This is a genomic window from uncultured Hymenobacter sp., assembly GCF_964242765.1.
Taxonomy (GTDB): domain Bacteria; phylum Bacteroidota; class Bacteroidia; order Cytophagales; family Hymenobacteraceae; genus Hymenobacter.
In genome coordinates this window covers 1-24,412 of the sequence record NZ_CAXTBM010000073.1, presented here as the reverse complement: position 1 = coordinate 24,412, position 24,412 = coordinate 1, and the positions used below count along the sequence as shown (strand labels likewise).

The 24,412-nt window shown below is 56.4% G+C and carries 16 protein-coding genes and 1 pseudogene (1 of these 17 cut by a window edge); 8 read left to right on the top strand and 9 right to left on the bottom strand.

The genetic code is table 11. The annotated features are described in order from the left end of the window. The 7 genes and pseudogenes from araA to ACFE7X_RS21580 form a co-directional block, all read right to left on the bottom strand. Nucleotides 1-666: pseudogene (araA, locus tag ACFE7X_RS21610) on the bottom strand (L-arabinose isomerase); it reaches 832 nt to the left of the window's first position. Nucleotides 667-794: 128 nt separating this feature from the next. Further along, a complete protein-coding gene (locus tag ACFE7X_RS21605) occupies nucleotides 795-1,496 on the bottom strand; it encodes an L-ribulose-5-phosphate 4-epimerase (RefSeq protein WP_375437765.1) in 702 nt (233 codons plus the stop codon). Next, entirely contained in the window at nucleotides 1,493-3,229 is a 1,737-nt protein-coding gene (locus ACFE7X_RS21600; protein ID WP_375437764.1) for a ribulokinase, read from the bottom strand. Before ACFE7X_RS21600 ends, ACFE7X_RS21605 begins: the two co-directional genes overlap by 4 nt. A 154-nt stretch (nucleotides 3,230-3,383) precedes the next feature. After that, on the bottom strand, nucleotides 3,384-4,436 hold the full coding sequence (locus tag ACFE7X_RS21595; RefSeq protein WP_375437767.1) for an aldose epimerase family protein: 1,053 nt from the start codon (nucleotides 4,434-4,436) through the stop codon (nucleotides 3,384-3,386). Between the two features lie 540 nt (nucleotides 4,437-4,976). Continuing rightward, complete coding sequence (locus tag ACFE7X_RS21590) at nucleotides 4,977-6,605, bottom strand: family 43 glycosylhydrolase (RefSeq protein ID WP_375437763.1); 1,629 nt, start codon at nucleotides 6,603-6,605, stop codon at nucleotides 4,977-4,979. Between the two features lie 286 nt (nucleotides 6,606-6,891). Continuing rightward, on the bottom strand, nucleotides 6,892-8,424 hold the full coding sequence (locus ACFE7X_RS21585) for a RagB/SusD family nutrient uptake outer membrane protein (RefSeq protein WP_375437762.1): 1,533 nt from the start codon (nucleotides 8,422-8,424) through the stop codon (nucleotides 6,892-6,894). A 71-nt stretch (nucleotides 8,425-8,495) separates the two neighbouring features. Next, a complete protein-coding gene (locus tag ACFE7X_RS21580) occupies nucleotides 8,496-11,678 on the bottom strand; it encodes a SusC/RagA family TonB-linked outer membrane protein (protein WP_375437761.1) in 3,183 nt (1,060 codons plus the stop codon). Between the two features lie 654 nt (nucleotides 11,679-12,332). Here ACFE7X_RS21580 and galK point away from each other — a divergent pair. The 4 genes from galK (at nucleotide 12,333) to ACFE7X_RS21560 (ending at nucleotide 18,304) form a co-directional block, all read left to right on the top strand. Next, nucleotides 12,333-13,499 carry a galactokinase gene (gene galK / locus ACFE7X_RS21575; protein WP_375437760.1) on the top strand — a complete coding sequence of 389 codons (1,167 nt, stop codon included), beginning with the start codon at nucleotides 12,333-12,335 and terminating at the stop codon, nucleotides 13,497-13,499. Between the two features lie 161 nt (nucleotides 13,500-13,660). Further along, nucleotides 13,661-14,719 carry a UDP-glucose--hexose-1-phosphate uridylyltransferase gene (locus ACFE7X_RS21570; RefSeq protein ID WP_375437759.1) on the top strand — a complete coding sequence of 353 codons (1,059 nt, stop codon included), beginning with the start codon at nucleotides 13,661-13,663 and terminating at the stop codon, nucleotides 14,717-14,719. 559 nt (nucleotides 14,720-15,278) lie between these two features. Next, complete coding sequence (locus ACFE7X_RS21565) at nucleotides 15,279-15,794, top strand: fasciclin domain-containing protein (protein WP_375437766.1); 516 nt, start codon at nucleotides 15,279-15,281, stop codon at nucleotides 15,792-15,794. A gap of 185 nt (nucleotides 15,795-15,979) precedes the next feature. Next, nucleotides 15,980-18,304: an endonuclease gene (locus ACFE7X_RS21560; RefSeq protein WP_375437758.1), complete on the top strand. Its 2,325-nt coding sequence runs from the start codon at nucleotides 15,980-15,982 to the stop codon at nucleotides 18,302-18,304. 99 nt (nucleotides 18,305-18,403) lie between these two features. Here the strand turns inward: ACFE7X_RS21560 and ACFE7X_RS21555 are convergent, their stop codons facing one another. Beyond that, on the bottom strand, nucleotides 18,404-18,685 hold the full coding sequence (locus ACFE7X_RS21555; RefSeq protein WP_375437757.1) for a GNAT family N-acetyltransferase: 282 nt from the start codon (nucleotides 18,683-18,685) through the stop codon (nucleotides 18,404-18,406). A gap of 154 nt (nucleotides 18,686-18,839) precedes the next feature. On the opposite strand from ACFE7X_RS21555, the gene ACFE7X_RS21550 reads away from it, so the two are divergent. From ACFE7X_RS21550 to ACFE7X_RS21540, 3 genes are all read left to right on the top strand, one after another. Further along, nucleotides 18,840-19,382, top strand: a complete 543-nt coding sequence (locus ACFE7X_RS21550; protein ID WP_375437756.1) for a hypothetical protein — start codon at nucleotides 18,840-18,842, stop codon at nucleotides 19,380-19,382. A gap of 47 nt (nucleotides 19,383-19,429) precedes the next feature. Continuing rightward, the gene (locus ACFE7X_RS21545; RefSeq protein ID WP_375437755.1) at nucleotides 19,430-19,717 is read left to right on the top strand and encodes a hypothetical protein; all 288 of its coding nucleotides are present in this window, start codon (nucleotides 19,430-19,432) and stop codon (nucleotides 19,715-19,717) included. A gap of 459 nt (nucleotides 19,718-20,176) precedes the next feature. Further along, nucleotides 20,177-20,998 (top strand): universal stress protein, encoded by an 822-nt coding sequence (locus ACFE7X_RS21540; protein WP_375437754.1) that lies wholly within the window; start codon nucleotides 20,177-20,179, stop codon nucleotides 20,996-20,998. A 104-nt stretch (nucleotides 20,999-21,102) separates the two neighbouring features. Here ACFE7X_RS21540 and ACFE7X_RS21535 read toward each other — a convergent pair whose 3' ends face one another. Beyond that, on the bottom strand, nucleotides 21,103-23,235 hold the full coding sequence (locus tag ACFE7X_RS21535) for a TonB-dependent receptor family protein (protein ID WP_375437753.1): 2,133 nt from the start codon (nucleotides 23,233-23,235) through the stop codon (nucleotides 21,103-21,105). A 296-nt stretch (nucleotides 23,236-23,531) separates the two neighbouring features. Here ACFE7X_RS21535 and ACFE7X_RS21530 point away from each other — a divergent pair. Further along, nucleotides 23,532-24,412 (top strand): PQQ-dependent sugar dehydrogenase (locus ACFE7X_RS21530; protein WP_375437752.1); only part of this gene is annotated, 881 nt, incomplete at its 3' end.

The following is a 24,412-nucleotide window of genomic DNA, read 5'->3' as shown; positions in this document are numbered from 1 at the left end:
CGCGTCGGTCACGGCATTTACCTCGGCTACCAGGTCGCCGATGCCGTAGGTGTTCACCTCATAGCCAAACTTAATTTCGGCTTCTACCTTGTCACCTTCGGTCACGGCTACGTAGCGCATGTTGTCGCCGAAGCGCACGAAATGCGCGCCCTGCCAGTCGGACCAGGCGCAGGCCACGCGGCTCCAGATGCTGAGGCGCTCGTGCACGTCGGGGCTCTGCCAGTGGCCCACTATTACCTTGCGGTTCAGGCGCATGCGGGCGCCGATGAAGCCAAACTCCCGGTCGCCGTGCGCCGATTGGTTGGTATTCATGAAGTCCATGTTGATATCCGCCCACGGAATGTCGCGGTTGAATTGGGTGTGCAGGTGCGCCAGCGGCTTTTGCAGAATCTTCAGGCCGTTGATCCACATTTTGGCGGGCGAGAAGGTGTGCATCCAAGCAATCAGGCCCACGCAGTTTTCGGTGGTATTGGCTTCCTGCACCAACTTATAAATCTCCTCCGGGCCGGTCAGCACGGGCTTATATATAATCTTGATGGGCAGTTTAGTACCTAGTTCAGCGGCAATTTCCTGCGAGTGAGCGGCCACCTGTTCCAGGGTTTCGGGACCGTAGAGGTGCTGGCTGCCCGTGATAAACCAGGCTTCGTATTGCGAAATGTCAATCATGAGGGAAAAGCTAAGAGAACGTCATGCTGAGCTTGCCGAAGCATCTCGCGTGCTGACACTGGATTATTAATTAAACATCAGCATGCGAGATGCTTCGGCAAGCTCAGCATGACAATTAGTATGAAAGTTTATTGACCGTAATAGGAATTGGCCCCGTGCTTGCGCTCGTAGTGCTTGCGAATCAGAGCGTCTTTCAGGCGCGGTACTTCCGGGCGCAACGTGCAGCTCAGATAAGCCAAGCGGGCAATTTCTTCGAGCACGGCGCTGTTGTAAACCGCTTTTTCCACGGTGCTGCCCCACGTAAAGGGCGCATGGTTGCCGACCAAAATCATTTCCACTTCCGTAGGCGAAATGCCGCGCCGTTCGAATTCCTGGATGATCTGCCAGCCGGTCTGGTGCTCGTAGTCGCCCTGGATCAGCTCGTCGGCCATAGGCGGCGCGCACGGTACGTCGGTGGTGAGGTGGTCGGCGTGGGTGGTGCCCAGGATCGGAATATCGGTTTGGGTTTGGGCCCAAGCCGTGGCGTAGGTGGAGTGCGTGTGCACGATGCCGCCAATGCTTTCCCACTGCTTGAAGAGCAGCGCGTGCGTCTTGGTATCCGACGACGGGCGCTTCTCCCCTTCCACAATGTTGTTGTCGTAATCCACGACAACAATGTCCTCGGGCTTCAGCTTCTCATAGGGTACGCCGCTGGGCTTGATGGCGAAAACGCCCTTGTCCCGGTCTACCACGCTGGCATTGCCGAAGGTGAACAGCACCAGCCCGAGCTTGGGCAGCTGCATGTTGGCTTCGTAGCAGTATTGCTTCAGGTCTTTATATTGGCTGCTCATGCGTGGTCAACTAAAGTGGTTTCAGAAGTGGTTTCGCCTTCCTTGAGCGTGACCGTTTCCACGAACTTGCCAAAGGCCTGGTATTGCTCGTAGCGCGCCTGATAGTCGGCCACACGAGCGGGGTTGGGCTCGTAGGTTTCCGCGAAACCGCTGCCCATCGCGCGTTGCGCTGCTAGCACATCGGTGTGGATGCCGGCTGCTACCGCGGCGTAGATGGCCGCGCCCAAGGCGGGAGCCTGCTCGGAAACGGCAATCTTGATCGGCCGATTCAGCACATCGGCCAAGGTCTGCATCACGAACTGCGACTTTTTCGCCACGCCGCCGATGCCGATTACTTGCTTCACCGGAATGCCTTCCTGCTCGAAACGCTCCACGATTTGCTTGGAGCCGTAGCAGATGGCTTCTACCAGCGCCCGGAAGATTTGCGGCGCGTTAGTACCCATCGTGAGGTTCATCATGGCGCCCTTCAGCCCTTGGTTGGCATCGGGCGTGCGGCGGCCGTTCACCCAGTCCAGGGCCAGCACCGCCGACTCTTCGGGGTCTACGGCGGCGGCCGCTTTGCTTAGCTCTACCAATAGAATGTCGCTCATCTCGTCGCGCAAGGCGGCTTGCTGCTCAGCATTCAGCACCTTAGAATGGGGCAGCACGTTGTGCAGCGGCCACTCCACAATCTGGCGGAACCACGCCAGCAAGTCACCGAAAGCCGACTGACCCGCTTCCAGCCCGAGCATACCCGGAATCACGGAGCCATCTACCTGGCCGCAAATACCCGCCACGAGGTGGCTACCTACTTCAGCCGTGGGTGCTACCACAATATCACAGGTGGAAGTGCCCATTACTTTCACCATCGAGTACGCTTCAATCTCACCGGCTACCGCGCCAGCGTGCGCATCGAAGCTGCCGACGGCTACTACCGTGTTGGTGGTCAGGCCAAGGCGCTCGGCCCATTCGGCGGAGAGGTTGCCGGCCACTTGGTCGGCGGTGAAGGTTTCTTCGAACAAGCGGCTCCGCAGCCCGGCCAACTTGGGCTCCAAGTGCGTGAGGAACTCCTCAGAAGGCAGTCCGCCCCAGCTCTCGTGCCACATGGCTTTGTGGCCGGCAGCGCAACGGCTGTGCTTGAAGGTGGCCAAGTCGCCGCCCGTGAGCAGCAAGGTCAGCCAGTCGCAGTGCTCTAGCCAAGAGTGTGTGGCGTTGAGTACGGCTTCATCTTCACGCACTACGTGCATGATCTTCGCCCAAAACCACTCCGACGAGTAGATACCGCCTTCAAACTTGGTGAAATCTTCGCCGCCCCAGGTGCGCGCCTTCAGGTTGATTTCGGCGGCTTCTTCGAGGGCCGTGTGGTCTTTCCACAACACGAACATGGCGTTCGGGTTGTTTTCGAAGCCCGGCGTGAGAGCCAGCGAAACACCCTTCTCGTTCACGGGGCCGGGTGTAGAGCCGGTGGTATCTACCGCAATGCCTACCACTTGCGCAGCCGGCACATGGGCTACTACCTTCCGGACGGTGGCTTCCAGACCTTCGATATGGTCGAGAGGATGTTGGCGAAATTGGTTGCGGGCGGGGTTGCAGAATTCCAGCTTTTTCCAGCGCGCGTAGTAGTGCACAGCTTGCGCTACTTCGGCTCCGGTGCGGGCATCTACCAGCAAGGCGCGCACCGAATCGGTGCCATAATCGACCCCGATGACGTAAGCCGCCTGTGGGTCAGATGTTGCTGTTTGAGGAGTTTGCACGAGTGAGGAAATTGGGAGATTAAGAAATGTGAGGTGCTAGCAGAATGCTAAGCCGCGTTTGCTGAAGCACCGTGCGTGCTAGTATGGAGTTGCCATTCTAGTGTTGGCACGCACAATGCTTCAGCAACTAGCCTAACTATAAAGTACCGGCTCCCTACTTGCGAACGCCGAACTTGTAGATCGTAGTTGATTTGAGGGTGTCGCCGGGCTTGAGGATGGTGCTCGGGAACTTGGGCTGGTTAGGCGAATCGGGGAAGTGCTGCGTTTCCAGGCAGAAACCAGAGTTTTTGCCGTACACCGTACCGCCTTTGCCTTTTAGGGTACCATCGAGGAAGTTGCCGGTGTAGAACTGAATGCCGGGCTCGGTGGTGGTTACTTCCATAGTGCGGCCCGAAGCAGCATCATAGACAGTGGCGGCGGCGTGCATACCGCTCGGGTTGTTGAGCACCCAGTTGTGGTCGTAGCCACCGGGCACCTGCCCGATCCGCTCGCCAATGGTATGAGGAGTAGTGAAGTCGAAAGGCGTGCCTTTCACGGGCTTCAGCTCGCCAGTCGGAATCAGAGTGGCGTCCACTACAGTGTAACGGTCGGCCGGCAAGGTCACTTCGTGGCCCAGAATGTCTTTGCCTACGCCGTGGTTGAGGTTGAAGTAGGCGTGGTTGGTGAGGTTGACCGGCGTGGCCTTGTCCGTGGTGGCCGTGTAGTCAAGGCGCAGGGCGTCGTCGTTGGTGAGGGTGTAAACTACCGTCACGGCCAAATTGCCGGGGTAGCCTTCTTCGCCGTCTTTGCTGTTATAAGTGAGTGTTAGCGTCTGGCCATCGGCCGAAGTACCGGGCTTGGCCTCCCACATCACCTTGTCAAATCCCACCTTGCCGCCGTGCAGCGTGTTCGGGCCGTTGTTCTTAGCCAGCGTGTATTCCTTCCCGTCCAGCGTGAACTTGCCGCCTTTGATGCGGTTGCCGTAGCGCCCAATCAACGCCCCGAAATACGGGCCCGATTTCAAAAACTCCGGGCTCTGGTAACCGCTCACATCATCGAAGCCGAGGATAACATCACCCATCTTGCCGGCCTTGTCAGGCACCATGAGGCTGATAAGCGTGCCACCGTAGTTGGTAATGGTAGCTTTTACGCCGTGAGCATTGGTGAGCGTGTAAAGCTGGGCTTCGGCGCCAGCAGTGGTTTTGCCAAAAGCGGTGGCAGTAGGCATAGCGGCAGTGGTTTGGGTGGAGTCGGTAGCAGTGGCTGCATTGCTACCTTCAGTTTGGGTGGCGGGCTGCTGGTTGCAAGCAGCGAGTGCCAATCCGGCGGCAATACTGCCGGCTAGCATACCGGCACGGTTGAAATTTGTCATGGGCAGATGGAAAGCGGGAGTTGAAAAGGCGGAACGGGGAATATTGAAAACTATGACTGCTTACCAGAAACGCTACTGGTTGAGAGCCGCCAATTTAAGAGCCTTTTTTAATGCGTAAGTGCATTATGCAATTCTATATGAAATAGAGTAAATCAATTCTTCCTTGATAAAAGCACTCAATTTGGTACGTAAAGTAGAAATTCTTCTTTTATTACACAATCGTTTGTGTTTGCCAATGCCTCATAGCTGTGCTTGAAACTCTCCTTGTCTTAGTGAAAAGCATTGTCATTAGAATACCCTGACTGGTGCCACTCAACGCTTTACAGAAGAAATCAGTGAGCAGGCTTAACATGATGCGCTGCATCCTTTTCTCTGGAGGATTCTGCACTATCTGCGTTACAAGAAGCTTACTTTGTGCGTGGAGTAGCTACTCCCCCGCTGCACTTGCACCTGATAGACGCCTGGCTTTAACCCCGTTGCGACAACCAGTTTGTTGCTCTGGGCCCTGAACGCCTGCCGGTACACCACTTGTCCTTGCGAGTTGAAAACGATAACTATCGCCTTTTCCAAAACCTGGCTGCCACCCATGTCTACTGTGAAACTCCCTTGCTCGGCCGGCACCGGATAGATGCTGACATCAAATAGCTTCTTGTTGGATACCGTAGCTAACGGCCCCACGGGAGTGGTAGTCCAGCGTTGGCAGGTGCAGCCATTGTAGTCAAACAAACCCAGTTGGGTACCGGGCACCGTAGAAGCAAAAGGCACCTCTACTACCCGGTTGCCATTCACCGAAGCAAACACCAGCGTCCCGTCGCTAGCGCGGTCGAGCCGGAACAGTTGACACGTTGCACCAGTAGTGGCCCCAACTTGCAGTGCCGCATTGTTGGCTGCCGAGCAGTTCGCTACTCCTACCGTCAGGCCGCTTTGCACATTGGCGATGCTGTATTCGCCATTGCCGACTGCTACGAAATTCCACTGTTGACAAGTTTGGCTTGTACGGTTACCCTGCGAAACCGCTTGTCCGGTAGCACCTGCACAACCGGACTGCCATAACTGACCACTATTCTGGCCGGTGATTTCGTAGCGGCCGGGTGCTAGCCAGTCGCGGCTAATTACCGGCCAGTCGGCGGCATCCCACGTGAGTTTAGCAATACCGAGCTTCGCCATGCCATTGTCATTCGCGTCGTAATAGTGGTGAGAAAACATGCTAACGCCATTCTCCTCGAAAATACCGGCGTGCCCCGGCCCCACGTAACGTCCTGATCGGTTCAGCACCACGGATCCGCCGTTGTTGTTGAGGTCGACGCCACTTTTATCCAGAAACGGCCCCGTAGGCGACGTAGAACGGCCCACTTGAATGTAATAGGTGCTTGTAGAACCTTGGCAGCAACTACCCCGGTTGATGAACAGGTAGTAATAGCTGCCGTGCTGCTTCACGTAGGCTGCCTCTACCCCATTGTTGGCCACCGCAAATTGCTGGGTGCTGCTACCATTGAGGGGCTTGCCCGTAGTGGGGTCCAATTGCAGAACACGAATGCCGCCGAAAAATGAGCCGTAAGCAAACCATAGGTTATTGCTCGCGTCGCGGTACACGGCCGGGTCGATGGCGTTGGCCGCGCTACTATTGTTGGAGGATATCACCTCGCCTTCGTCCACCCAGTTATAGTTTGGGTTGGCCGGGTCCAGCGTCACGTTGGTAGCCAGGCCGATGCCCGATACTCTAGAGCCAAATGAAGAGCAGGAGTAATAGAGGTAGTACTTCCCGTTTAGGAAGATGCACTCCGGCGCCCAGTAGTCGTTCTGGAAAGTAGGAACTCGGGTCGTAATCCAACTTGGGCGGGTGCTCGGGGTGAAGACGGGCCGAGAGCTAAACGTCCAGGTTATCAGGTCGGTGGAATACTTGGCAGGTATCCCCTGGCCCGTCGTGAACACCCAGTACTTGTTGCCTTCCTTGATAATGGTAGCCGGATCATGTGCTCGTTGGTCTCCCTGCTGACCTACTACTTCTCTACCTGGCCAAGCCACAAGCAGCAGTAACAGCAGGCTATATCCGAATCCCCGCGGCCAACACCTAAATAGCCGCACAAGCTTTCCCAATTGACTAGCCCAATTTGTATTCGTTGACATCATAATGTATTTCATCTGAAGGGGATACGGTGTTGAACAAGCGCATACTTACATCTAGTGTGCACTTATAAGCGGCAGGCAGCAGACCGGGTCTTGGAAAGTAGGCCCGATCAGCTATTGCCAAAACAGCCGTTCCAGTTTTAGCCCGGAACGGCTGTTTACAAGCAACTAGACAAGCAGGGTATTAATAACCAACGTTTTGCTTGAGATTTGGGTCGATACCAAGGTCGCGGCGCGGGATGGGCAGCAGCTTCGAGGCGTTTAGGCGGAAATTGGTGAAGTCAGGGTCACGAGACTTTAGCTCATCAATGCCGGCTTGGTTGTCCATCAGCCCCCAGCGCAGAATATCGAACCAGCGCGTGCCTTCGCCCGCCAGCTCCTTGGCCCGTTCTCTGTAGATAACTTGAAGCATGGCTTCCCTCGTGAAAGTGCCCGTTATGGGGGCCAGATTCACGCGGCTGCGGACTCGGTTAACAAGCGGAAGCGCTGCGCCCGTTTGATTCAGTTGAGCTAGGGCTTCGGCTTGCATCAACAGAACGTCAGCAAAGCGAATTATCCGGAAGTTGATGCCAGAGGAGAAATCTTCGGGCGTAGTTCTGGTACGGTCGTTAAGATATTTGCGCCAGTACTGCTGATTAGGATTCCAGGCCCATTCCGAAAATGTTTTGCCGTAAAAACGGTCTGGGTTACCTGCATGAACGATGCTAATGTCGCGCCGCGGGTCAATCAAGTGCTTGGTGGTACTACCCGTAGCAAAAGTTACCGTTGAGTCGGTGTAGGCATCAAGCAGCCAACGACGGGGCTGCACGTCGGCAAACGTGGCGCCCGGAGGACCAAAGAAGTTAGGACGGTCATAGCTTTCCGAAGCCGAGCCGTTGTCTTGGCCCTGACCTACTTCCAGCACCGAACTCGTGAACTGCACTTCAAACACCGATTCGGGGTTGTTTTCGTTGGCTTCGGTGAAGTTGTCGAGGTAGTTGGGTACCAAGTTGTATTGGCCGGAACTTATGATTTGCGTGAACAGTGCCGAAGCAGCCGTCCATTCGCGCCGCTGCATGTGCACTTTAGCAAGCAGCGCCTGCGCCGAGCCTTTGGTAGCACGTCCTTTTTCGGAATCACTGTACGAAAGAGGCAGGTCGGGAATGGCAGCTTGCAAGTCGGCAATGATTTGCGCCTCCACTTCGGCTTGGCCAACTTGAGGCGCCCGGGCGTTTACGTCATTCGGTTCTTCTAAAATCAGTGGAACGTTACCGAAAAAGTACGCCAGATCGAAGTAGGACAGGGCTCGCACGAAGAGGGCTTCGGCAACCAAGCGCTTCTTCAGCGTCTCATCCATGGTGATGCCCGGTATCCGCGCAATGGCTTGGTTGGTGCGATAAACTGTCCGGTAGTAGTCGTTCCAAGCAAAAGACGAGATAAAAAAATCCACGTCGGGCTGAATGAAACGAGTGAAATCGGCGAGTGCCACAAACGGGCTTTGGCTGAATGATTCGTCGGAGCGATGCGCCATGAATTGCCAGCTGTGGTTGTAGCAGGCATACTGCTGCAAGCCCGAGTAGCAGGAAAATACGCCTTTCACAGCATCGTCCTGGTTTTGCCAAAAGTTGTCTTTGGTAGGAGCATTAGGATTTTCCTGATCCAGCAAATCTTTCTCGCAAGCCGTAGTCAGGAACAGACTACCGGCTAGTAGAAACGTAGCTATTTTATTGGTCTTCATCTAAGTAAGAGAAAAGGCGGTTTGAGAGTAGGGCAGCAGGCAAGTGGCCAACACCCCATCGTATGGGTGGGTTAGAAGTTGACTTGGATGCCACCCGTGAAGCTGCGCACGTTCGGGTAAGCGCTAACATCGATGCCGCGGCTATAGAAACCGGTGCCCGTGATTTCCGGATCAAATCCTGTATAGTCCGTGATGGTGAATACGTTGCGACCGGTCGCGTACACGCGGACGCTGCCCAGGCTCGGCACTTTGCTCGTCACCGATTTAGGCAAGGTGTAGCCGATCTGGATGTTGCGCAGCCGCACATAAGAGCCATCTTCTAGCCAGCGCGTCGTGTTGCGTAGTGAGTTAGAAGAGGCCGCCAGACCTAAGGCACCAAGGCCCCCGCCCTGTAGCAGCCGCGGCGTAGTAGTCGATGGGTTATCGACAGTCCAGGGTGTTACGTCGGCGTTGTAGTTGTTTGGGCCGGCATAGTTTTCAAGATCGACGCGGGCTTGGTTGAAAATTTTGTTGCCGCTCGACGAGTTGAAGAATACCGACAGGTCAAATCCTTTGTAAGCCGCTGTCAGGTTTAGGCCCAACAGCAAGTTGGGGAGGGATTTGCCCGAGTAAACGGCGTCGCTGTTGCTGATTACTCCGTCCCCATTTGTATCCCGGTAGCGCACGTCGCCGGGAGAGGCGTAGGGCTGAATGATAGTACCCTGCGCGTTGGTGTAGTTGTTGACTTCCTCCTGCGTTTGGAAGATACCGTCGAATGGAATCAAGTAGAACTCGCCAAGGGAGCGGCCTACTTCCGAGCGGGTCAGCAGCTCTGTTCCTTCCAGTACCTGGCCTCTAACGGGCAGCGAGGTAACCTCGTTTTTGATTGTTGTGAGCGTGAAGTCGGCGCCGTAGGTGAAGGCTTTTTTGTTTTCGTGGTAACCCAATGACAATTCAAAACCCTGGTTTTCTATGTCACCCGAATTCTGATACAGGGTGGTGCCGAAGTGCCCTAAGTAGGTTAGCACCTGCACGGGCGCAAGAGCGTTGCGGGTCTGGGAGATGTAGTAATCAGCCGACAGGGTAACCCGATCATTCCATATACCTACGTCCACGCCAGCATCTTTCGTGTAGCGCTCTTCCCAGCGAATATCCGGGCTGGGCAGCGCCAACTGCGACGAACCATTGACAATAGCTTGGCCCGTACCAATTACATAGTTGACGTTTTGGCCCACAATGGCGGTCGGCAGGTAGCTACCGCCGTACACACCGGCCACGGCGTCGTTGCCATTGGCGCCGTAGCTGGCCCGTAATTTCAGGTTGTTGACTTGCGGAAGAGCCCCCTTGAAAAAGTCTTCCTCACTGAGGCGCCAGCCCACCGAAGCGGCGGCAAAGTTGCCCCACCGATTCTCGGGTCTGAAGCGGGAAGAACCGTCGCGCCGGCCGCTGACCGACAACAAGTACCGGTTCTTGAAGTCGTAGGTAGCTTGCGCGAAAAAGGAGCGTTTCGTGTACTGAAACGAAGAGCCCTGTACCACCCCTACCTTGGGCGCGGCGCTCAATTCAAAATAGTACTGTCCGCCGGCTTGAGTGTACCCTTGTCCGCCCGCCTGCACTCTGTGGTCGCGGAAGCTTTGCTCGGAATAGCCGACCAGCGCATTTACGCTGTGGTCGCCAAACTGCTTGTTGAAGTTCAAGGTGTTTTCTCCCAACAAAAACAAGTCGTAGCCCAAGAATTCGTTGAGCGAAGACGTGACGATGCGGGTGTTCTGGCGCAGAATGCCTGATTTTTGAGCGTCCGCATTATTGTACATGTGCCCGTCCATGGCTACGTTCAGCCGGTAGGTCAGGAAATCAAAAAACGAGTACTCGGCACTGACGTTGCCCGCTAAGCGGTTGTCGGATTGCGTGCGGCGGAGCAAGTCCTGCGCGCCAATTGGGTTGGTAGCAAACGTGTTCAGAATAGGCGAACCGGTGCCATAGCCCCCTTCGTTGGCCGGGTCATACACCGGAATGCTGGGTATCATGGTCAGCACGTCGATGAAAGGAGCACCGTTAAGCAAGGTGACGTCCAAGTGCGTGAGCTGAACATTTTCCTGGAAGCGAAAACGGCCACGGGTCAGCCCCGAGTTCAGACGCAAGCTATACCGCTGGAAATCCGGACCCTTCACAATACCTTCCTGATGAAAGTATTCGCCGGAAATCAGAAAGTTGGTGGCGCTTTTTTCGCCCGCTGACCCACCGGAGAAAGACAGGTTATAGTCTTCAAGCGCACCAGTCTGGAAAAACTCTTTCTGCCAATCGGTGTCAACATTAGGGTTGAAAGCGCCTCCGGGACCTTTCACGGCACCAGCCAAGCTGTTCTGCCCGTTGTTCAAGGGGTTTAACCCAGCGTTCTGATAAGCGGCAACCGCCCGGTCGGCCCACTCGCTGGCATTAGTTAAGTTGTAGCGCTTCGATATCTGATCAACGCCACGGTAGGCGCTGAAACCGATAACTGGGGCTCCGGCCCGGCCTTTTTTGGTGGTAATCTGAATTACCCCATTGGCGCCTCTAGAACCATAAACTGCCGTAGAGGAAGCGTCTTTCAGTACCGTCAGGCTTTCAATGTCGTTGGGATTCAGGTCACGGATGTTATCAGTCCACAAACCATCAATAACATAAAGCGGACCGCTACTAGCGTTTCCGAGCGTACCAATTCCGCGGATGTTAACAATTGGGGCATCTCCCGGGCCACCGGAGCCCGTTACTTGCACCCCCGATACCCGTCCTTGCAAGGCCTGCGTAGTGGTTGCGACCGGTGCTTTCGTAGCCTCCCTTACGTCGAGGCTGCTCACTGAACTGGTTACGTTTTGCCGTTCCTCTGTCAGGTAGCCTACCACTACTACTTCGCTCAGGGCCTTGGCATCTTCCGCTAGCGTGACAGTCATTGTAGTGGAAGCCGCCGTTACGGGCACTTCCTTGGTGGTATAGCCTACATAGCTGAACGTTAGCGTACTGCTTTCGGGGGCTGTAATGGTAAAGTTGCCATCACCTCCTGTAGAAGTTCCATTGGTTGTGCCTTTCACGAGCACCGTCACGCCAGGTAGCGGGTCGCCATTGGCTTGAGTTACACGTCCCGAAATCGAGATATCCGCGCTCTGCAACGCATTGGTAATTGAATCGTTGTCTGAAGCGCCCGGAGTAGCTGCGTGCGCCAGTAGGGGCTGTAGCGGCAGGCAGCAGAGCAAAGCCGGAATAGCAACCCGGCGTACTTTAGGTACTGTCTTTTTCATGTGAAAAAATGTGGGAATTAATGAAAATTTCACACAAACGATTGTGAATAAACACATACGCAAACGTTTGTGTATTTTTGACTATAGGAAAGGCGATTTGAAGTTGAAAGGTTTTGAGATTGTGTATAGTTTCGTATAAAAATCCTAATTAAGGACGATTATAGGGGCTTTAAAGCACAATTTCATGATTTACTTTGGTAAGATTAAATAAATGTGAACAGATTATCAACAACCTTACATGGGTTTATCACCAAATTTTACTGGCACGGTTCACTAAATCATCGGTTGTGTAAAAATACCTTAGTCTAGTTTCCACATAGAAACCTATGACGTCGCGTTTCTGAATAGCTTTTTTGCTTTCAGCGGAAGTGGTGTCCTGCAGCAATGAAGTAGGCGTATCAATTGCCAGACCAGGGGCGCCTAACTAGCAAGCACAGAATCGACTATCCTGCTTACCCAGGCTTACCAGTGTCTAAGCGGCTCTCCCTACTTAAGAGCGTTTAAGTGATCTGGCAGGCTACTAAGCCAGCGAGTTTCGCCGCTAAGCCATTCTTACGTGCTTATTCGTGGAGCCTAGGCATTTATTTCTTTTACTTTAGCCACGATTTCCCGTATCCTTTTTCAACTTTTCCTTCCACCCGCTTCCACCCTGCTATGCTTCACCAATCAGTAGCAAAGTCTTTCCAGGACCGATTCAACCACTCTCCCCTGCTGGTAAGGGCTCCGGGGCGCGTCAACCTGATTGGCGAGCACACCGATTATAATGGCGGTTTTGTGATGCCAGCGGCCATTGATAAAGAAATCTACTTTGCCGTTGGCTTGAATGGCACCACGAAGGCGCAACTGTACTCCTACGACCTGGATGAAAGCTACAAGACGCAGCTTGAGGAGGTGACGCCCGATAAAACGATGTGGGCCAACTACCTGAAAGGCGTGGTAGCGCAGTTTAAAAAGCGTGGCCTGACCGTACCGGGCTTCGACTGCGTGTTTGGCGGCAACGTGCCCATCGGCGCGGGCCTGTCGTCGTCGGCGGCGGTGGAGTGTGGGCTGGCTTTTGCGCTCGACCACTTGATGGGCACCAACCTAGACCGGATGGAGCTGGCGCACATGGCCCAGAAGGCGGAACACGAATTTGCTGGCGTGAAGTCTGGTCTGATGGACCAGTTTGCCAGCCTCTTCGGGCGGCCCGGACAAGTGATGCTGCTCGACTGCCGCTCCCTCGATTACGAATACTTGCCTTTTGATACCACAGCTTGTGGCATCGTGCTCTGCAATACGGGGGTGAAACACTCCTTGGCTAGCTCGGAGTACAACCTTCGACGCCAAGAGTGTGAGCAAGGCGTAGCAATTCTCCAGCAGCATTATCCCGAAGTTGCCTCGTTGCGCGATGCCACGCTGGAACAGCTTAACGCGCACCGCGAAGAGTTGGGGGATGTAGTGTACCGGCGGTGCCTGTACGTGGTGCAAGAAAACTTTCGGGTGGCGGCCGCGCGCCAGCACCTGAATGAGGGGGATTTGGCCGCCTTCGGCCAGGAGATGTACGCCTCGCACGCTGGGCTGCGCGATGATTACGAGGTTAGCTGCCGCGAACTAGACGTGTTGGTGCAAATTGCGAAAGCCCAGCCAGGCGTTTATGGAGCACGGATGATGGGCGGCGGATTTGGCGGCTGCACCATCAACCTAGTGGCCATAGAGCACATCGAAAGCTTTGTGTTGAAGGCCACCGAAGAGTATCAGCGCTACTTGGGCCTTGATCTGGAAACGTACCAGACCACTATTACGGGAGGCGTGGATATCCTACAGCCTGAAATAGTGAAGTAAAGCGTACCCGAAAGCGGCATTTAGCCAGCAACGAAGCCCAATCAACTTACCGGTGAATACGGCGAAGTTGATTGTCTAAACAAACCCAACCTTGTAGCTGAACGAGCCACTTCCTGACGTTTCGCTTCCCCTTCTTTTCAACTACTGATTTTCACTGATGCATGGCTGAATTCAACAGCGCCGAACACCCGCACCGCCGCTATAACCCTCTTTCAGGGGAATGGATCCTGGTGTCGCCGCACCGCTCGAAGCGGCCGTGGCAGGGCCAACAAGAGAAAACGGCGGCCGAAGTGCGCCCCACCTACGACCCGACTTGCTACCTCTGCCCCGGCAACACCCGCGCCAACGGTGCCGTGAATCCACCCTACGAAGGCACATTTGTTTTCGATAACGACTTTGCGGCCCTTGTGCCTGATGTGCCCGCGGGCAGCGTCAACGTGGGGGGCTTGCTCCGGGCCGAAGCGGAATCGGGGGTGGGACGGGTAATTTGCTTTTCGCCTCGCCACGACCTTACGCTGCCCGAAATGGCTACCACCGATATCCGGCGGGTAGTGGACGTGTGGATCGATGAGTACATCACCCTGGGGAGCCGGCCAGATATCAACTACGTGCAAATTTTCGAGAACAAAGGCCAGGCCATGGGGGCTAGCAACCCGCATCCACACGGTCAGATTTGGGCGCAGCGCACGGTGCCCGTAGAGCCCGCCAAGGAAACGGTGCAGCAGGCCGCGTACTTCGCCGAACACGGCCGCAGTTTGTTGACCGATTATCTGGCCATCGAGGTGAAAGAGCAAACCCGGGTGGTCCTCGAAAACGAGCATTTTGTGGTAGTGGTACCGTATTGGGCGGTGTGGCCCTTCGAAACGCTGGTGGTGCCCCGCCGCCACGTGCAGGATATCACCCAGCTTACCGACGCGGAAGAAGATGCCTTTGCCGACATCCTGCGCCAACTTACGATTCGCTACGATAACCTATTCGAAATCTCCTTCCCTTACTCGGCCGGGCTGCACCAACGCCCCACCGACGGGCAGCCGCACGAGAGCTGGCACTTCCACATGCATTTCTTTCCGCCGCTGCTTCGCTCGGCTACGGTGCGCAAGTTCATGGTCGGCTACGAAATGCTAGGCAACCCGCAGCGCGACGTAACGCCAGAATTTGCCGCCGAGCGGCTCCGTAGCCTGCCAGACGTTCACTACAAGCAAACTGCCAAGCAGCAGTAGTCTGGAAACCAACTTACTGATTAGCTTCCGCCGGTCGCGGCGTCATTTGCAGTTACAAAAAAGCAGGCTCCTTCCTAGTGGGGCCTGCTTTTTTGTAGCCCGAACAATTCAACTAGTGCGCCCCACCATGCCCCTGCCTAAGCCAGCGGCCAGGCTTTGTGCAGAGCACGTCAGGGCAGCAGGAAAAGCGGCGGGTTTAGCTACCTGAAAGCAAGCAAATCCACAATACTATTGCCCAACATCCATTGCTGTGCTTACCTCGTATAGTTAGCTGACAATACGTCGACTCCTCTCACACAATATTTTTCTCATGTTTAAGAATATCCTCTCTATCACGGCCCTAGCATTGACTTTCTCGGTTGCTACAACCACTGCTTCGTTGGCGCAAGACCAAGTGAAAAGTAAGACCGACGGCGAAAAGACCAAGGTGAAGGACGGTGAGATGGTTACCAAGACCAAGGCCGATGAAGACGGCAAAATGAAGATCAAGGGCAAGGCCAAGGATGGAAGCAAAATGAAGGCAACCACCAAGCCCCGCGAAGGCAAAGACATGAAGAACATGAAGATGAGCACTACGGGTGCCTCGTCTGACATGGGCGCTGCCAACTCGGGTGGCGTAATGGTAGGTGGCGCCATGATGACCCCCGATAAGGACATCGTGGACAATGCGGTAGGTTCTTCGGAGCATACCACGCTGGTAGCGGCCGTAAAAGCTGGTGGCTTGGTGGAAACACTGAAAAGCGCTGGACCTTTCACGGTATTCGCTCCTACCAACGCGGCGTTTGAAAAGTTACCGGCCGGCACCGTCAACACGCTGGTGATGCCCGAAAACAAGCAGAAGCTAACCACTATTTTGACTTACCACGTAGTACCCGGCCGCTTGATGGCCGCCGACCTGAAGGATGGCCAGACGCTGACCACCGTCGAAGGGGAAACCTTAACCGTAATGGCCAAGGGCGGTTCTGTGATGTTGCGCGATGCCAAAGGTGGTATGGCCACCGTCACGATTCCAAACGTGGTATCCAGCAACGGTATCACCCACGTTGTCGATACGGTTCTGATGCCTACCAAGTAATTGATTGCGTTCTAAAACGACTTGACTGTATGTCGTTGGAACACCCAGGAAAGGCCCGCTTCAACTGAAGCGGGCCTTTTTGGTATTGGTAGGGCCGCAAAGGGCCGCATGTTAACCATTTAGCTATTCAACTAGTACGCTAGAATTACGTCCTTTATCGAATACTCCTTTACCTCAACACCTATATGAAACACTTTTTCGCTCGGATGCTAGGGGCGGTACTGACGCTGAGCAGCGTTGCCGTCTCGGCGCAAGTCATGCCGCCTGCCCCGCCTGTTTCGTTGCAAGGCCAAGCCCTGAAAGTCTGGCTTCGACAAAACTGGTACGACGGCCAGCGTACCGTGCTTAGCTACAGTGCGGCACGCGGCAAGATGTACAACTACATCGACAACCAGAACGGCAGCGTGGTATGCGTGTACTCGGGCTACACCGAAACTACGCCTCTAGACTCGCTTAGCACCAATCCGGGCGTCGTGGCGCGCATCAATTGCGAGCATAGCATTCCGCAGTCGTGGTTCAATGAAGAAGTGCGGATGCGTTCCGACATCCACCACTTGTTTCCAACCTACGACACCTGGAATTCCGACCGGGGTTCTGACCCGTTCGCGGAAATTCCGGACGCGCAAACGCTGAAATGGGTGCGAGGCACGCAAAGCCAAACAACTATCCCGACCGCCAACCTCAACGAGTGGAGCGAGGATACCAATACGCAGTTTGAGCCGCGCGAAGACCACAAGGGTAATTTGGCCCGGGCGGCTTTCTACTTTTACACCATGCACCAGAAGCAGGTGTTTGATGCAGGCAAAGACACCATCACGGCGCTGGCCGACCTGAACACGCTCTACCAATGGCACCTCGCTGATCCGGTGGATGCCCGGGAGCGGGAGCGAAATCGCCGCACGGCCAAAAGCCAGGGCAACTTCAACCCCTACATCACTTATCCCGACGTGGTAGGCCGCTCTTTCAATTTTCAGGTGCTGCCCACTTGCAGTCGCGCCACGGCGACGGGCAGCATAACGGAAGGCAATGCGGGTACTACCGCCTACTCGGCCACCGTTACGCTGACGGCTGCGGCTACGGCGCCACTCACCGTACAAGTAGCGTTGGATGCCACCTCTTCCACAGCGCTTAGCCCCGGCGACTTTACTTTCACCTCGCCCCAGACGTTGACGTTTGCACCCGGCCAAACCAGCCAAACGGTAACCGTAACGGTGAACGGCGATGTCAGCGCTGAAGCCGACGAAACGGTGGTGCTACAACTGCAGAACGTGAGTGCCGGCGGTGCTATTGGGGGACCATCGGGGCATGAGCTAACCATCATCAACGACGATGGAACGCCGCCTTCGGTACGGTTTGAAACGGCCGCCGGCTCTATCATCGAGGGCAACGCGGGTACGACCACCTACACTGTGAACGTGACGGCTACGAACGTTCCGGTGGGCGGCGTTACGGTGCCTGTGACCGTGGACGCCACCAATACCACCGCCACGGCCGCCGACTTTACTCTGAATATCAGCTCCCTAACTTTTCCGGCGGGTACGGCTCCGCAGTCCGGTACCGTGACGATAACCGTGACGGGGGACGTAACGCCAGAACCCAACGAAACGGTGCGCCTGCGCTTGGGCGCGCCGAGCAATACGGCCGTGCTACTGGTTGCGCCGAGCATCCACACGCTCGCACTGCTCAACGACGACCAAGCCCCAGCCGGCTCACCTTGTACCGACCTTTATTTCTCGGAATACGTGGAAGGTTCGGCCACTAACACCAAAGCAGTAGAGATTTTCAACCCTACCTCGTCGCCTATCAATCTGGCAGGTATCCGCATCGAGCTGTACGCCAACGGGGCCCGAACGCCGACTGCCACGCAGGTCTTAACGGGCACCATTGCGCCCGGCGACGTGTATGTAGTGGCCAATACCGGCGTTGTTTCGCCGGTGGTGCTGGCCCAAACCGACCTACAGTCAACTGTTGGCTTCTTCAACGGCGACGACGCCCTTGCCTTGATGGAAGGCTCCGATACGCTCGATATTATTGGGGTGGTTGGCGTGGACCCCGGCACCACCTGGCCGATTCCGGGCGGCGGCTCGACCACGGACAATACGCTCGTGCGCAAGCCCACCGTGGCCCGCGGCGAAGCCCGTTGGAGCGTGGGCGCCAGCACCTGGCAGGCAGTAGGCACCGATGTGTACACCAACTTGGGCAGCCATAGCAGCACCGCCTGCCTGGTAACCTCGACCACGAAGAATGCCCCGCTGAACACCGGCCTGGCCGTATACCCGAATCCGGCCGCGCACTCCGTGCACGTACAGGTACCGGGCCTACTGGGGCAACATACGGCTGCTATTCGCCTCTACAATGCCCTGGGCCAACTCGTGCTGACACAAACGCGCCGATTAACGGGCGCTGACACAGCTACCCTGGATGTGCAACAACTACCCGCAGGCTTGTACTCCGTCCGGGTGACGGTGAATGGAACACGCTATACCAGCCGAATAGCTGTGAAGCCGTAAGATGAAAGAAGATAATAGAAGCGAGAAGCTGATGAGGATTGGAGTGCACCAGTCCTCATCAGCTTCTCGCTTCTATTATCTTCTCAACTCAACACCGGGCTACTTCTCTAGTAGCTCCTGGTATTCGGGGTGGCGCTCTACGAAGGCGGCCATAAACTCGCAGCTGGTGCGCACGCGCAAGCCTTCCTGCTTGGCATAGGCCAGTCCTTCGCGGGCCAGGGCCTCTCCTACGCCCCGGCCGCGCAGAGCTTCGTCTACGAAGGTGTGAGCGAAGTCGATGGTATCGGGGCTGGGTTGGCTGTAGGCTAGCTCGGCGGTATGTCCGTCGACGGTAGCCGTAAATTCTTGGTCTTGGGGTTGGTGCTGAATGGGGATGGACATAGGATGTGTGGCCAGCAAGTAAGTGGTCAGCAGGAAATACGTAGCCCGGATTTTTTTGGCCGTATCCTAACCACGCACCACGCAGTCTGCGTATGCATCCTTAGGCTTGAGTTCGTCTCGCCCTCCTTGTTGCCACCCTTCAGCTTTTTCTTTGATGCAGAATAGCCCCACCTCCGACAACGTTGATCCGCGGAACACCGACGATTTCAACAACGCCCCCAATAAGTATCCCGAAAATCTGGAACGCGGCGTCAACGACCCAAACGACCACAGTCGTATCCCAGATAAGTCCACCTATGGCACCCCGCAGTACGGCGACTTTGGGCATCCGGACACGCAAAACAGCGCCAGCAGCCAAGCCAGCAACCACGCTGGCACAAACCCCGACGGGGAAGCGGCACCCAGCACCATTGATCCAAACCAGCGCGGCAGCGTGCCTCAAAACCTGAATCCTCAGGAAGCCAATTTGGTGAAAGACGACGACTACGAAGACCAGCGCGAAGGATGGGCCAAAGACGACCCGCGCTATGGCGGCGGCACGCGTAACTGGCGCACCAACGAGCCTGCCAACCACAGCACCGGCGCCGAGCCCGAAACCGCCGATTCGGAGCGCAATCCCAACGACGGCAGCAACGACAACCCCGACGAATTCAGTGCCCTGCGTCCCGACAAAGGCCAAGGCCTGCCAGGCAAATAACAGCACAGTTAGCTTGAAAAGCCTTTTGCCTCCATTTCACTACTACTATGGCAGATAAGAAGAACGATCAAAACCAGTCCCAAGATCCTGCGGCTGCCCTTGACCCAAACTCGGGCGCGAACCTGACAGAAGAGCAGCGCAAGCACCGCGAGGAGCTGTACGGCTATCAGAAAGACGAAGAAGGCACGCTCAATACGTCGGCCCGGCTAGAAGACGAAACTACCGGTATTCCAGAAGACACCAACCACGGCCCCGACGCCGCCAACACCATAAACAGGGAGGGCGAATTCTCGGACCCGGGTTTCAACAATCCCATCGACGACAACAACCGCTAAGCCGCAACCCAGTGCTTAGCGAATCAAAAAGCCCTCTGCAATTTGCAGGGGGCTTTTTTTGTGCCATCAACTTCTTCTAGGGCCAGCTTGGCTTCACCACGAGCATAGCCCATCGTATGTTGTGTGACAACAAAAAAATTGATACCCTGCGCCGGACCTACGCAGTTTGCCACCGAGCAGCAACGGACCCACACGGTTAGGGCACTAGCGCTACTCCTGATAAGGCTGCCCACATAGTTGGCTGTAGCAAAGCAGGTTTCTGTAAGGTGAGCCGGCGCAAGCGAATGGACAGCCATGTGGAGGGGTGGTACCATATGCTGCCGGGGGCAGTGAGGTGCCTTGCGCGAATTGTGGTAGCTCGGTGAGCATGGCCGAAAGCGCACTAGCCACCATAATCTTTTGAGGGCACGTTTCTCGTATAATTCAAGTTATTTTTCTGCTCCTACCCTACCCCACCTTATGCCCACCTCCCTCCTTGTACTGACCGATTTCACCGATGCCGCCGACCAGGCCCTCACCTACGCCGATGCCCTGGCTGCCCCTCTCGGTGCCTCCCTTGTACTGCTTCACATCCGACGCGAACCGCTTCTCGACTCCGAGGCCTTCAATGGCCACATCCAGTACATGAGTGAGGGCGAAATAGCGGCAGCGTTGGCAAGCCGCTCAGCTGCTCTAACTTCTTCTGTAATAGTGGAAACGGGGCTGGACAACTTAACGGAGGCGGTGCAACAGGCCGTGACCAAGTATCAGCCGTTACTCGTCGTACTAGGCAAGCCTGACACCGTTACCAGCTCCGATCGGTTGGTGGCCACCACGTCGCGCACACTGTTATGGGCTACGCTAGTGCCCCTACTACTTGTGCCAGCCGGTACCACGGTAGCTGTGCCTCCAATCCGCGCCATCCTGGCCGCCGATGGGCACCCCTTTCACCTGCATGCCGAGGTGCTGGGAGCAGTTCGCCAGCTATTAACGACCCTCGCGCCGGCACTTACGGTTACGTATGTAGCCAAGCCCGAAAACAGCGACAATTGCGCTCCTGCGCTTGCCTCCGTGCAGGATAGTGGGTTAGGTGCTACGCTACCCACCCTGCATACGCATGGGGTACGGCACCGGCACGAGCCAGAAGGTATTCTACAAGGTGCCGCCGAAACCCACGCCGATTTACTTTTGATAATAGCGCGGCGGCGTAGCTTGCTGAGCCAATTGTTTCACCACAGCGTGTCCACGCAAGTGGTACTGCATACGTCTGTACCCGTGCTATTGGTGTCGGCGAAGGATTAGAGTGACTTGGCAGAGTGACGTGAATGCCGTTTTACGCAGGGGCCCACGGCAGCCGTTTGCTGCTGTGAGTACTTTGCTTCCTACCGTAGTTGCTGGCGCCAAACCTACAGGCGCCAGCCTACCTGCGCGCCGCCGTACCAGTTGCGGCCCGGAGCAGGTTGAAAGTACCGATTGCCGAAAGCGTTGAGGTCATTGCCAAGAGAATACCTGCGGTTGGTAGCATTTTCGATACCGGCAAACACGTCTAGGCCGAGCCGGTCAAGGGTGCGCCGCCAGCCACCGCGGGCCGCGAAAGTCCAGTAGCCCGGCGCCTCCACGGTGTTGGCATCGTTGAGAGGCAGCCGGGCTTGATGGTTGAGAGTAGGGCTGAGGTAAAAACCGTGCACCTCGCTTAAATCGAAGCCGGAACTAAGCGTGTGGGGCGCGGTGCCGGTGAGGCGGTTGCCGCTGAAGTTGTTGCCGGCCGACTCGTAGCGTCCGAAACGATAACGGTTGTAGGCGTAGCTCGCCCACAGGCGCAGGCCATAAGGACCAACTGCCGTAGGCGCGGGGCCAGCCGTAGCGGCTGATGTAGTTAGGTTGGCGTCGGGCGTTGTCTGCCATAGCCAACCGCTCAACGCCACTTCGGCACCGCGTTGGCGGGTGTTGCCGGAGTTGGCGAAAAGCTGCACACCCGCCGTATCGGTGCGCGAAACAATGGTCTGACGCAACTGGAAATCATAAACCGCTACATCAAACTTCAACTGCTGGCCAAACAATGTACCTCGAACTCCTGCCTCGTAGCTGGTCCCGCGCTCCGCCTGCAAGTTCCGGTTCAGTTCGCCATTAGACGTCCTAATCTCTTCTTCCGTAGGCGGCGAGAAGCCCCTGCTTATGCTGGTGTACACCGAAATCTGGGGCGTAACTTCTTTCAGCAAGGCTATGCGAGGAGATACTTCCGGCCGGAAGTCCCGCTCGTACTCGAAGCCCTGGAAAGGTGGCGTCACGGCATCCGTTAGGCGGTTGACGCGGTAGCGCAGGCGGTTGTAGCTAGCGCCAGCCGTGAGCAAGAAGCCCGCCGGCAACTCGTAATCAGCTTGCGCAAACACAAAGCCAGTGACAGCACGGATTTCGTCGTCGTAGCGCAGGGGCCCCGGAGTACCGCCACGGTTCTGATAGTTGCGGGAGCTTTCAAAGCCGTTTTGCAATTCCGCCCCACCTTGCAGACGCAAGGTATGACCCACCAGCGCCGTGCGGTAGTTGAGCACCGTGCGCCCGCCCCCACCAAGTTGCGTGTTTCGCTCCAGATCCACCAGAAACGGCGTGACAATGTTGCTGCCCGTACCGTAGAGCGTGGTTCGGCTGGAAAGTTGATCGGTGAAGCGGTATTCATACGTGGCACCAAGCAGCGCGGTACGGGTGGCGTAGGCGGCTTGCTGCTCCACGGTGCCGGGCGCAGTGGCTGTACTCGGCCGGGCCTGGCGCGGGTTGGCCTCGAACTGGGCGCGGGTGAGGCTGCCGGGTATCTGGTAGTCGAGGTCGGTGTAGAGGGCATGCAGGGCCAGCGTGCTTTTCTCGGAGGGCCGCAATTCGCCATCCAGCACCAGCACGTCGCGACGAAGGCTGCTTTGCTGGCGGTAGCCATCCAAGGTTTGCCGGGCATATTGAGCACGGAAGTAGCCGGTGGCGCTGCCACTTTCCACGGCCATTGTGCTACGGCGCAAACCATAGGAACCCGCCGTGAAGCTGGCCTGCACTCGTGCCTGGCCGGCCAGCGGGCGGCGGTTTTCAAGCAGCACCGCGCCGCCCGTGCCGGCGCCGTACACGCTGGCGGTAGGTCCTTTTATTACTTCCAGCCGGCCAATCTGGCTGGGGTCGAGCAGGTTGAGGGAGGTGCTGCCGCTGGCTTCAGTGAAGGGAATACCTTCGTAGTATACTTTCACGTTGCGCACTCCGAACGGGGAACGAAGCGTGCTACCTCGCACACTCAGGCGGTAGCTGGCCGTGGCTCGCTCTTCTAGCCGTACGCCGGGCAGCGTGTTCACGGCCTGCGTGAGGGCATTCTGTGGAAACCGCTCGAAGGTGGCGGCATCCACCACACCCACAGCAGCGGCCGTGCGACGCAAGGGCAGTTGTTGGCCATAGCCAGTCACGGTGGCCTCGGGTAAGCGCACGGCACGGGTGGTATCGGGAGCAGTAGGCTGGGCGTAGAGCGAGACAGGCAGTAGCCACAAGGGCACGGCGTAACGGTAAGGCATCGGAAACAACAATAAGATTCGTTGCTGCTTAACCGTTAATCGGTCTTTAGGGTTGGATACATCAGAAAATTAGTGGCTGCTTATCCTTGCGTTGACAGCTAACAAGAAATAGAGCCAACAATTTATACCTCCCTGTTCCAACCCGACTGGCGCAACTCCACACTCCTGTTATTCTTGCTAGTAGCCATTTCCACTGTTCAATTGTACCGCCAGCACCGCACCAGCTAGAAGCTCAGTTGTAACCCAAGCTCAGCAAAAGCAGTTGAACGGAACTACTGTTTCGCTTCACTGAACTCATGAAAACGACTGCCTTACTTGCTGCTGCCTGCTTGGCCGGCTATACTGCTACTGCCCAAAATGTACCGCCCGAAGGCACGCCGTTCAAGATGACGGGCAACATCTATCTGCCGAAGAAACTGCCCGTTACCGAGGAACGCGTAAAGGCATTGACTGTCCCGGCTGGCTTCACCATCACCAGATACGCCGAGGGCCTGGATATGCCCCGGATGCTGGCCCTAGCCCCCAATGGCGACGTGTACGTTTCCAACCGCGTGAAAGGCACCATAACGCTACTGCGCGACGCCAACAAAGACGGCAAAGTGGAGCTCACGAAGCAAGTAGCGCAACGTGAGGACTTGCACGGCTTGGCGCTTAAGGACGGCAAGCTCTACATAGCGGCCGTGCGGGAACTGTACGTGGCCGACGTAAAGGCCGACGGCACGCTCAGCGAACTGAAAACGCTCTACAAGGACCTGCCCGATGCCGGCCAGCACGCCAACCGTACCCTCAACTTCGGGCCCGATGGCAAGCTCTACCTCTCCGTTGGGAGCACCTGCAATGCCTGCGACGAAGACAACCCCGAAAACGCCACTCTGCTTCAAATAAACACCGATGGCTCGGGCCGCCGCGTGTATGCCACCGGCCTGCGCAACACCATCGGCTTCGACTGGCACCCAACCACCAAAGCTCTCTTCGGTATGGACCACGGTATTGATTGGCTCGGCGACGAAGACCAGCAGGAAGAGTTCAACCAAATCAAGGAAGGCGCCAACTACGGCTGGCCCTCCATCATTGCCGACGGCAAGCCCTACCCCGCTAACAAGCCGAAAAGCGGCGAAACCTACGAGCAGTTTGATGCCAAGACCGTGCGCCCCTTGCTACTCTACAAGGCCCATTC